This window comes from Phocaeicola oris (assembly GCF_021295095.1).
In the GTDB taxonomy this organism is placed as follows: Bacteria; Bacteroidota; Bacteroidia; order Bacteroidales; family Bacteroidaceae; genus Phocaeicola; species Phocaeicola oris.
The window spans coordinates 99,348-110,999 of sequence record NZ_JAJLQX010000010.1 but is presented as its reverse complement, the minus strand read 5'-3'; the positions used below and the strand labels follow the sequence as shown (position 1 = coordinate 110,999).

Here is an 11,652-nt window from a genome sequence, read left to right as displayed (position 1 = left end):
AATACGGAACGCTTGTACTGCTTTGTCTGTTTGTCATTCTTTCAAAGATCGATGCGCTCCCTTGCGGAAAGCGGGTACAAAGGTAGAACAACTTTAAATAACACGCAAATCTTTTTATGCTTTTTTTTAACTTATTTCCATCCCTTTATAACAATACGCTGATTCTCAATATGCTAGAGACGAAAAAGATTTCGGGAACGTGCCCGGAGAAGCGGGAGAAAATACGCGAAATGACGATCACGGCATTGAAAAGACACGCAAAGGAAGGATAAAAGCGATGAACAGGGAGGCGCAAACTCATACGCATGAACCGAGCAACTCATGCGGATGACTTGAGCAACTCATGCGGATGACTTGAGCAACTCATGCGGATGAATCGAACAACTCATACGGATCAGTTTTCATCTTCATACGCGTCACTTTGAACACTCAAACTGATCGAGTTTGAATACGATGAAGAACAACGGATTGATTGATCTATATATATAATAAGGTATAATATGACCTTAATTTGCCATTTCGGATATAAACTTGATTCGAACCAAACGAATCTCATCCTCAGAATAATCCTCACCTAACTCAGACATCGCGTCCTCGATACTATCGGTAGTCGATTCTTTAAAATAGTCGTATATATCTTCTACCTGATCTTCTTCCATCACCTCATTCAAATAATAATCTATATTCAACTTCGTTCCGGAATAGACAATAGCGTCAATTTCATTAAGCAACTCATCAGGATCAAGTCCTTGGAGTTCTGCGATATCCTCAAAGTCAACTTTTCTATCAATAGCCTGAATAATAGCGACTTTCATCTTTGATTTATTCGCTACCGTACGAACTCTCAAATCTTCAGGACGCTCAATCTCATTCTCCTCACAATGTTTACGAATCAGTTCACAAAACTCTTTTCCATAGCGTTTTGCTTTTCCGGCTCCAACCCCCGGAATATTCTGCAATTCTTCGACGGTGACAGGGTAAATAGTAGCCATTGACTCCAAAGAAGGATCTTGGAAAATAACATAAGGCGGGACATCCAATTTCTTAGACATCTTCTTACGCAAGTCTTTCAGCATAGAATACAAAGTCGGATCAACTGCACAAGAGGCACCGCCATGAACAGGAGTCTCCTCTTCTTCCTCCTCAAAATCATTATCCTCGACAATCTTAAAAGAGACCGGATTCTCAAGAAACTTTTTCCCTTCGGGTGAAACTTTCAGTAATCCATAGCTTTCTACATCCTTAATTAAATAACCGGCTATCAATGCCTGACGGATAACAGCACTCCACAACTTCTCATCATCGCCCATTCCTGTTCCAAATTCTTCCAATTCCTCATGGCCATGAGCAATAATTTCAGAATTTTCCTTACCCATCAATATATTAATGATATAATCGTCCTTGAAATTCTCTTTCACTGCCAAAACCGTTTCCAGAACGGAACACAATTGTTCTTTTGCCTCTACCTTCTTTTTTGGATTCAAACAATTGTCGCAATTACCACAATTATCTTCCAAATAATCTTCTCCAAAATAATGCAACAACGTCTTTCTACGGCATATAGAAGATTCCGCATAAGCAGATGTTTCCCTTAAAAGCTGACGACCGATTTCCTGTTCAGCAATAGGTTTATTCTGCATAAACTTCTCCAGCTTCTGCAAATCCTTGCTCGAATAGAAAGTAATACAAACACCTTCACCTCCGTCACGACCCGCACGACCTGTCTCTTGGTAGTATCCTTCAAGACTCTTAGGAATATCATAATGGATAACAAAACGCACATCCGGCTTGTCAATACCCATTCCAAATGCAATAGTGGCAACAATGACATCAATATCCTCCTTCAGGAAAGCATCTTGATTCGCCGTTCGTGTAGCAGAATCCATACCTGCGTGATATGGCAGAGCCTTGATATCATTAGCCTGCAAAACAGCAGCCAGTCCTTCTACCTTTTTACGACTTAAGCAATAGATAATACCCGATTTTCCGGAATTATCCTTAATAAATTTAATGATATCCTTATCAACATCCGCCGTCTTAGAACGAACCTCGTAATACAAGTTTGGACGGTTGAAAGAAGAAACAAACTCCCGAGCATCAAGAATGTCCAAACTCTTCTTTATATCTGAACGAACTTTTGGTGTAGCAGTTGCGGTGAGAGCAATAACCGGCACAGACTTATCGCTTATTTTATTGATGGTAGGACGAATATTGCGATATTCCGGGCGGAAATCATGTCCCCACTCTGATATACAATGCGCTTCATCAATAGCATAAAAAGAAATCTTCACCGTTTTGAGGAATTCTATATTTTCATCTTTGGTAAGCGATTCCGGAGCAACGTAAAGCAGCTTTGTCTTACCATCAACAATATCTTTCTTAACTTGATCAATGGCGGTTTTGTTTAAAGAAGAATTAATGAAATGCGCGACACCATCCTCGTCACTAAAGTCGCGCATGGCATCCACCTGATTTTTCATCAGCGCAATCAACGGGGAGATAACAATAGCTATCCCCTCCATCAGAAGAGAAGGCAATTGATAGCAGAGCGATTTTCCTCCACCGGTAGGCATCAGTACAAATGTATTCTTTCCTGCTAAAAGATTGCGAATAATAGCTTCTTGATTTCCCTTAAATGTATCAAATCCAAAATATTTCTTCAGCGCTTTCGTTAGTTCACTTTTTTCTGCCATTGTACGTAAAAACATAATTAATGTGAGTCAATGTCTTCCTCCGTTCATTGAATACTAACAAAGTTATAAACAAGTTCCCAAATAAAACAATTTATTTGGGAACTTTTTTACAAAACAACCTTTTATTCTTAATAAATAAGATATAAATATCAATTTGTGGAGTTCTCCAGACGCGACAGGTTAGCTTTTGCCATTTGTTTCTCAGAATAATCGACTGTTACTTCAAAAGAGGTAACTTTCTCGGAAGGTAAGGAAAACATAGCATCCATCATGATAGTTTCTACAATGGATCGAAGCCCTCGAGCACCGAGTTTAAACTGAACAGCCTCATCCACAATATATTCAAACACTTCTGGCTGGAACGTCAATTTAATGCCATCCATATCAAATAGTTTAACATACTGATTGATAATAGAATCTTTCGGCTCTGTGAGAATACGACGCAAAACAGTCCGATCCAACGGATTCAAATAAGTGAGAATAGGCAAACGACCAATAATTTCAGGTATCAGCCCAAATGATTTCAAATCCTGAGGAGAGATATACTGCATCAGATTAGAACGGTCGACCCGATCAGCATTCTCCACCGAAGAGTATCCAATGACATGTGTATTCAGACGTTGAGCTATCTTACGCTCTATACCATCAAATGCTCCACCGCAAATAAAGAGAATGTTCTTTGTATTGACCGGAATATACTTTTGATCAGGATGTTTTCTGCCACCCTGAGGCGGAACATTGACTATAGATCCTTCAAGGAGCTTCAACAACCCCTGCTGAACTCCTTCACCGCTTACATCACGAGTGATAGACGGATTATCGCCTTTTCGTGCAATCTTATCTATCTCATCAATAAACACAATTCCACGCTCGGCAGCAGGCACATCATAATCAGCAACCTGTAGTAAACGAGTCAGTATACTTTCTATATCTTCACCAACATAACCGGCCTCTGTCAAAACTGTCGCGTCAACAATGGTAAATGGTACTTTCAACAATTTAGCAATGGTACGAGCCAACAATGTTTTACCAGTTCCGGTATTACCAACCATAATAATATTCGACTTCTCAATCTCCACATCATCATGCGAATCTTTCTGCATCAACCGTTTATAATGATTATATACCGCAACAGACAAATAGCGTTTAGCATCATCTTGCCCGACGACATACTGATCAAGGAATGCCTTAATTTCCATTGGTTTAGGGACTTCATCTAAATGGAACTGATTAGCAGCTTTATTTTTAGCTTCCGTAGCTTCGGCAACTATGGTATGAGCCTGTTCAGCACACTGATCACAGATACATCCGTTAAGTCCCGTAATCAAAAACCCAACTTCATCCTCTGTTCTCCCGCAGAAACTGCAGATACGTTTATTTCTTTTCTTCTTATCTTCCAATTTTACTATGTATATATAATTAAGTATTCTATTACTTTGATCCTTTTGCCTCCGGTTTACGCATCATTACCTGATCAATCATACCATAAGCTTTCGCTTCATCGGCTGTCATCCAATAATCGCGATCTGAATCAGCCCACACTTTATCATACGAATTATGTGAGTGGTCAGCAATAATCGTATACAACTCTTTCTTCAACTTCTGAATTTCACGAGCAGTAATCTCAATGTCAGAAGCCTGCCCCTGAGCTCCTCCCATCGGCTGATGTATCATCACACGAGAATGCTGCAAAGCAGAACGCTTACCCTCTTTCCCGGCAACCAATAACACCGCTGCCATAGAAGCTGCCATGCCGGTACAAATAGTCGCCACATCGCTGTTAATAAACTGCATTGTATCATAGATGCCTAATCCGGCATAAACCGAACCGCCCGGAGAGTTTAGATAAATAGAAATATCTTTATCGGTATCAACAGAATCCAAATACAGCAGTTGAGCCTGTAATGTGTTTGCTGTATAATCGTTTATCTCAGTACCCAGAAATATGATTCTATCCATCATCAAACGAGAGAATACATCTAACTGTGTTACATTTAACTGGCGCTCTTCCAAGATATATGGATTCAAATATCCGTTTTGTGCTTTAACAACATCATCGAGTACCATACCGCTCATACCATATTTCTGAGTGGCAAATTTTCTAAAATCGTCAATCATTGTAAAATCCTTCATTGTTAGTGATAAAAAGAGGAGGTTTATTTCTTCTTCGCTAAATAAAAATACGTGAAACTAACCACAACTTTTATACCTGAAACGAAGTATAAGAAAGAAACTTCCTCTTTTTAGCAAGTTTTAGCAGTTGGATACTGCCAAAACAGCTAATTATTGGAACAGTTTATTGAACTCGTCCAATGTAACTGTCTTCTTATCCAAAGTGACCTTTTCAATCAACTCAGCACCTAACTTATTCTCGATAACACGATTAACTAAGTTATCCACTGATTCCGGTTTCTGCATCATCTGTTTAACATAATTGTCAAGTAAATCCTCCGGAATATTTGACATACCATACTGAGCAAACTGAGCTAAAGTAGCCTGACGAGCCATTTCTTTAATCTCCCCATTTTCAACTTTAATACCAAAAGCCTCAACCAACTGGCTCTTAATCAAATGCCAAGTAAGTTCTTTGATACTCCCTTCGTAATTAGACTCAACATATTCCTCAGCTTTATCCTTATTATTCTCCAGCATAATACGTTTCAATAAAGCATCGGGGAAAGTCAGTTTACCAACCTTATTCATAGCATACTCACGGGAATCAATCATGAACTTATAATTACTATCGCCTTTCAACTGAGCCTCGATACCATCTTTAACTTTCTGACGGAAATCCTCTTCGCTCTTAACAACGTCCTTACCATAAACCTGATCAAAAAACTCCTGACTAAATTCTGCAGGAACCAGATGCTGAATCTCTTCTACCTGATAGGTGAAGTTTCCGTTATGACCGGCAACTTCTTCTTTCTTAATCTTTAATAAAGAAGAAAGTTCTGTATCGTTATTTTCGTATGCAATTGCAGGATTGAATGTCAATACATCGTTAACCTTAGCATTCTTAAAGATTGCTTTCTGCTCCTCGTTCTTAATAAACGAAGGCATCAGCATAGCACTTTCTATATTGATACCGTCTTCCTTTGCATTGCCATTCTCATCAAGTTCAACAAGCAGCCCTTTCATCATATCATTGTCGCTGTATTCGTTAACTTTCTCATATTTACCGGCACGGTCACGGAATGAGTCAACCTGTTGATTAACCATTTCGTCAGTCACTTCTATAATATAATAAGGAATCTTATCGTCCTTACCCAACTCAATTTTGAATTCCGGAGCCAAAGCAATGTCAAAAGCGAATTCAAAATTATCTGTATTCAGATCCACCGGCTTACTCTTCTCCTTATTTGGCAATGGCATGCCAAGCATTTGAATCTTATTATCTTTAATATAGGCATTCACTTTCTCCTCCATCAACTTATCAATCTCTTCAGCTAAAACCGATTTTTCAAACTGACGTTTGATTAAGCTCATAGGAACCATGCCACGACGAAAACCCGGAATATTAGCTTTCTGACGATATACCTTCAATGCCTTATCTACTTTTTCCTGACAATCTGCCTTGTCGATATTGACGGTGAGCAATGCGTCTACATCGTCAATCTTCTCAAATGAAATATTCATCCCTTTACTATTTATATTATTTTCTTATTCAAAACTATTTGGGTTGCAAAATTAGTGTTTAATCTCTCAACTACCAAATACTCAATAAAAAAATATGTTTATAATTCGCTAATCTATTTTATGTTGGCTATGATTTAGTTTAAAAAAGAAAAAATAAATTCATTTTTCACTTGCGAATCAAAAATTTATGTGTTCCTTTGTTCCGGTTAAGATGACAAAAATGTCCTTATCCACAAACAACTTTATTATTTATTTTTATTTTTATTTTTTATGAACATGTATTTAGGAAACCTTAACTACAGAGTTAAGGAAGACGATTTGGAAGAGTTATTAAGTGCTTATGGCTCAGTTACTTCTGCCAAGGTTGTCAAAGATCGTGAGACTGGCCGTTCAAAAGGATTTGGTTTCGTTGAAATGGAAGATGCTGAAGCTGCAGCTAAAGCGATAGCTGAACTTAACGGCACAGAATTCAAAGGTCGTCAGTTGGTTATTAAAGAAGCCTTACCAAAGAAAGCATAATTATTACTACTGATAAACTTACTAAAGCTCCGAAGAAATTCGGGGCTTTTTATTTTTATTATTGTGACAAAAAACGCTATAACATATAATTTCTTCCTTTAATTAAACAAATGTTGTAGATTCTTTTTTAAAACAGCGAAACGATACGTAGGAACATGGAAAGTGATACGCAGAAACAAAGAAAGAGAACCTCATAAGTTACCGTATTCATCAGAAGATTTTTTCGTTTCACTCCTGTGAGACAAGCGTTTCACTATTGTGAGACAAGTGTTTCACTCCTGTGAAACAAATGAATCATCCGTATGGTTGTATGATTCATACGATTCACTCCCATGATTCATCAGTATGGTTTTAGAAAGAGAACTTTCTGATTAAGATTCTTACAAGTCAAATAGGAGTTTGACGTTTTTTGAGAACTTTAAAGCGTCATTTTAGCAAATGAAAAATAAGAATAAAACTATCTTTGCTCAACTGCTTAATTCTAATTAGAACAATATAATATGACAACAAGACGTGATTTTTTAAAGAAAGCATTTTTAGGAACAACAGTTCTATCGTTGGGAAACACCTTTACCAATCTAAACGCAAAAAGTTACTCTCACATTATAGGCTCAAATGATAAGATTAAAATTGCTGCTATAGGAGTTCATTCTCGAGGTGCCGCGCTTGCCACTAATTTTGTCAAACAAAAAGGATGTGTCATCACGTATGTATGTGATGTTGATAAACGGGCAGCTGCACGATGTGCAGCTGCCGTTGAGAAAGTTCAAGGGAGCCGTCCCATTGAGGTTACCGACTTTAGAAAAGCTTTAGACTCAAAGGATGTTGATGCTGTAATCGTTGCCACTCCCGACCATTGGCACGCACTTGCTTCATTGATGGCTATGCAGGCCGGAAAGGAAGTTTACTCAGAGAAGCCTGCCAGTTATTGCCCTTCCGAGGGGGAAATATTGATAGAAGCCGTCAAAAAATATAACAGAGTCTATCAAATTGGTACACAAAGGCGTTCATGGCCCAATGTAATAGAAGGCATCCGGTCGGTTCAAGATGGAATTATCGGAAATGTATACTTCGGTAAAGCGTGGTATACGAATAACCGTCCTTCCATTGGCATAGGAAAAGAAACGAAAGTACCGGATTGGTTGGATTGGGATCTTTGGCAGGGACCGGCACCTCGCCGTCCGTATAAAGATAATATTGTTCATTATAATTGGCATTGGTTCTGGCATTGGGGAACAGGTGAAGCCTTGAATAATGGTACTCATATGATTGACCTTCTTTGTTGGGGAATGGGACTGGATTTCCCAACGAAAGTTAATGCTATCGGTGGACGATATTATGGTAATGATGATTGGGAGACTCCCGATACGCAAGTCATTAACTTTGACTATAATGGTAAGAAATCTTTAACATACGAAGGGCGCAGCTGTAATAGTAAAACTGTCGAAGGAAATAGTGTCGGTGTTATGTTTTACGGAGATAAAGGTAGTTTATTGATCACAGGTACCAATGGTTACTCTGTTTTTGATATGGATAATAAAATTATTAAAGAGCAATATAGTCAGATAGCCATTGATCCTCGCAATTTGATGAATCCGGCCGAAACATTAGACGCTATCCATATCAATAATTTCTTTGACGCCATCAGAAAAGGGACAAAATTACATGCCGATGTGAATATAGGACATTTAAGCTCTTTATTGATGCAATTGGGGAATATTTCAACACGTGTTGGGCATACCTTGGATATAGATCCTTTGAATGGTCATATTCTCCATGACGAAGAGGCTGATAAGTACTGGACCCGTGAATATCAGCCCACTTTTGAAATGAAACTGTAATTTGTAGTCCATCAATAATTAATTCTACAGGATACATGAAGCAACTTGAAGATAGCCGGTTAAGCAAACAAGATATAACTATAGCAATTGTAATAGTGGGGGTTATGTTTTTTATCTTCGGATTGGTCTCTTGGGTGAATTCAATCTTAATCCCTTATTTTAAAATTGCATGTGAATTGACTCATTTCCAATCTTATTTTGTCGCTTTCGCTTTTTATATTGCTTATCTCTGTTTATCAATACCTTCTGGTTTTATCATTCAAAAAATCGGATATAAACGAAGCATAATGTATGGTTTCATTGCCATGTCTGTCGGAGCCTCTCTTTTTATTCCTGCGGCACTCACTCGTGCATACGGACTGTTCCTTTCGGGATTATTTGTAATCGGTGGGGGATTGACAATGTTGCAATCGGCGGCGAATCCCTATATAACCATTTTAGGTCCGATAGAAAGCGCAGCCAAGCGGATCAGCTTTATGGGAATATGTAATAAATTAGCGGGAATACTTGCGCCTCTGATTTTTGCCGCTGTTATTCTAAAAGAAACTGATGGAGATATATTCGCTTTGCTTGATTCCGGAATGTTAGATGAAGCTTCAAAGAACGCGATGCTGGATGATCTGATAGAGCGTGTTATATTTCCATACTCGGTTTTAGCCGTAATCTTATTGTCCTTTGGTATTTTTATCCGTTATTCTGTCCTCCCTGAAATTGATCCGATTGAAAATAACAAGGAGGAGACTATTGATATTCAAAGGACATCTATTTTCCAATTCCCATATTTAATTTTAGGAGCTATTGCCATATTCGTACATGTCGGAACTCAAATCGTTGCCATTGATACAATTATCAGCTATGCCGGTTCAATGGGCATTGACTTGCTCGAAGCAAAAGTCTTTCCTTCCTATACTATGAGCTTTACCATTATAGGTTATCTGATAGGAATCTTTTTGATACCGAAATATTTATCACAGACAAGAATGTTACAAATTTGTTGTATTATAGGATTGTTTCTATCTTTCGGCGTGATATTCGCAAATCAAAATGTAACATTCTTAGGACATACGGCAAATCTTTCCATTTGGTTCTTATGTTCTTTAGGCTTACCAAACGCATTAGTCTACGCTGGAATATGGCCTCTGTCTATCCACGGATTGGGAAAATTCACCAAACTCGGTTCCACTTTATTAGTAATGGGATTATGTGGGAATGCCATCATGCCCGTATTGTATGGATACTTTGCCGATTTGATAGGCTTGCAAAAGGCCTATGGATTGCTGATACCTTGTTATCTTTACCTGATATTCTTTGCTTTGTATGGACATAAGGTTCAATCATGGTCTTTTAAAGGTATTGGAAAACTTAACAAGAAAAAGATATTGTAGAAATACTTCGATTATTGGTAAAATAATAAATCCACTTGCCAATTTCTATCAAATAACATCTCAAAATATGCAAATTAATAGAAGAAACTTCCTCAGAATAACCGGTATTACCGGACTTTGTACAATAGTGCCAAGTTATTTTATGGGACAAGAAAACACAAAAGACAAAATGTTTTCTAAAATGTTAGATAAAATATATAAAGAGACATATAAAAAGCATGCACAACTATTTAATATGTGTGGCTATGCAGCCCCTAAGATAGACGTCGTACGTATAGGCTTTATCGGAGTCGGTTCAAGAGGTGGAGAAGCCGTAGAAAGAATCAGCCATATTGATGGAGTCAAGATCATGGCAATTTGCGACGAATTAAAGGAACATGCAGAGAAAGCAAAAAAAAGGATTCAAAACGAAGAACATCCCGCTATTATCTACGCAGGCAAAGAAGATTCTTGGATGGAAGTGTGTAAACGCGAAGATATAGACCTTATTTATGTGGCAACCCCTTGGGATTTACATGCTCCAATTGGAATTTATTCAATGGAACATGATAAACATGTTGCTTTAGAAGTTCCCGCAGCTACAACTATTGAGGATTGTTGGAGATTAGTAGAGACTTCTGAAAAGACTAAGAAACACTGTGTAATGTTAGAGAATTGTTGCTATGATTTTTTCGAATTGCTAACATTGAATTTAGCACGAAATGGTTTTTTCGGAGATATTGTGCATTGTGAAGGTGCTTATATCCATGAAATTGGTAAAGATTTATTCTTCAGAGGAAAACCCGGAAGAAGTTGGCGATTAAAAGAAAACATGTCCCGTAATGGAAATCTATATCCAACACATGGATTAGGGCCGATAGCACAAGTCGTGAATATTAATCGGGGAAATCGTTTAGATTATATGGTCTCGATGTCAACTGATGATTTCCAAATGAATACTTATGCTAAAGAGCTTGCGCAGAAAGAAAATTATTTCAAGCAATTTGAAAATAAAACTTTTCGTGGAAATATGAATACTTCCATTCTTAAAACAATTTCAGGACAAACTATTATGCTTCAACACGACGTAACAACACCACGTCCCTATTCACGCTCATATTTAATTAGTGGAACCAAAGGATTCGCACAAAAATATCCATTACCTTACCGTTTATCAACTGCCGATAATTACGAAAAATGCTTTTCAGAAGAAAAAATGAAAGAGATAGAAGCACAATATAATCCGCCAATTACACAAAGGATGCAGATGATAGCCAAAGAGATTGGAGGACATGGAGGCATGGATCTATTAATGGACTGGCGTTTAATCGATTGTTTAAGAAATGGCTTACCAATGGATATGGACGTATATGATGCCGCTACATGGAGCGTAATTGCTCCGCTAAGTGAATGGTCTGTTGCCAATCATTCTGCTCCTATCAATATTCCAGACTTCACCAACGGAGCATGGAAAACAAATATTCCACATGATACTTCACTGGAAAAAGGAGGAACAACGATAGTAAAAACCCTAAAAAAAGTACAAGAATAAAAATGTCAGATGTGATTTCTATCTCGCAGAATAACATTACGCTATAT

Annotated in this window: 8 protein-coding genes; 4 read left to right on the top strand and 4 right to left on the bottom strand. The window is 37.9% G+C overall.

The features are described from left to right. Positions 1 to 506: 506 nt before the first annotated feature. From recQ to tig, 4 genes are all read right to left on the bottom strand, one after another. Positions 507 to 2,693, bottom strand: a complete 2,187-nt coding sequence (gene recQ, locus LO761_RS06890) for a DNA helicase RecQ (RefSeq protein ID WP_272817549.1) — start codon at positions 2,691 to 2,693, stop codon at positions 507 to 509. 149 nt (positions 2,694 to 2,842) lie between these two features. Then, complete coding sequence (gene clpX, locus LO761_RS06885) at positions 2,843 to 4,093, bottom strand: ATP-dependent Clp protease ATP-binding subunit ClpX (protein ID WP_272817548.1); 1,251 nt, start codon at positions 4,091 to 4,093, stop codon at positions 2,843 to 2,845. Between the two features lie 31 nt (positions 4,094 to 4,124). Then, positions 4,125 to 4,808, bottom strand: coding sequence for an ATP-dependent Clp endopeptidase proteolytic subunit ClpP (clpP, locus tag LO761_RS06880; RefSeq protein WP_272817550.1), 684 nt, complete (start codon positions 4,806 to 4,808; stop codon positions 4,125 to 4,127). Positions 4,809 to 4,976: 168 nt separating this feature from the next. Beyond that, the gene (gene tig / locus LO761_RS06875; protein ID WP_272817547.1) at positions 4,977 to 6,329 is read right to left on the bottom strand and encodes a trigger factor; all 1,353 of its coding nucleotides are present in this window, start codon (positions 6,327 to 6,329) and stop codon (positions 4,977 to 4,979) included. Between the two features lie 270 nt (positions 6,330 to 6,599). Between tig and LO761_RS06870 the strand changes: the two genes are divergently transcribed. From LO761_RS06870 to LO761_RS06855, 4 genes are all read left to right on the top strand, one after another. Continuing rightward, positions 6,600 to 6,848, top strand: coding sequence for an RNA recognition motif domain-containing protein (locus LO761_RS06870; RefSeq protein ID WP_272817546.1), 249 nt, complete (start codon positions 6,600 to 6,602; stop codon positions 6,846 to 6,848). Positions 6,849 to 7,348: 500 nt separating this feature from the next. After that, positions 7,349 to 8,689, top strand: a complete 1,341-nt coding sequence (locus LO761_RS06865) for a Gfo/Idh/MocA family protein (protein WP_272817545.1) — start codon at positions 7,349 to 7,351, stop codon at positions 8,687 to 8,689. Positions 8,690 to 8,724: 35 nt separating this feature from the next. Then, complete coding sequence (locus LO761_RS06860) at positions 8,725 to 10,074, top strand: sugar MFS transporter (RefSeq protein ID WP_272817544.1); 1,350 nt, start codon at positions 8,725 to 8,727, stop codon at positions 10,072 to 10,074. Further along, a complete protein-coding gene (locus LO761_RS06855) occupies positions 10,043 to 11,605 on the top strand; it encodes a Gfo/Idh/MocA family protein (RefSeq protein ID WP_272817543.1) in 1,563 nt (520 codons plus the stop codon). The genes LO761_RS06860 and LO761_RS06855 overlap by 32 nt, the downstream gene beginning before the upstream one ends. Positions 11,606 to 11,652 lie beyond the last annotated feature (47 nt).

What these genes read in the sequence shown, in the direction of transcription:
- LO761_RS06870 (WP_272817546.1), top strand. Translation starts at nt 6,600, where the DNA reads ATGAACATGTATTTAGGAAACCTTAACTACAGAGTTAAGGAAGACGAT.
- LO761_RS06865 (WP_272817545.1), top strand. Translation starts at nt 7,349, where the DNA reads ATGACAACAAGACGTGATTTTTTAAAGAAAGCATTTTTAGGAACAACA.
- recQ (WP_272817549.1), bottom strand. Translation starts at nt 2,693, where the DNA reads ATGGCAGAAAAAAGTGAACTAACGAAAGCGCTGAAGAAATATTTTGGA.
- tig (WP_272817547.1), bottom strand. Translation starts at nt 6,329, where the DNA reads ATGAATATTTCATTTGAGAAGATTGACGATGTAGACGCATTGCTCACC.
- LO761_RS06860 (WP_272817544.1), top strand. Translation starts at nt 8,725, where the DNA reads ATGAAGCAACTTGAAGATAGCCGGTTAAGCAAACAAGATATAACTATA.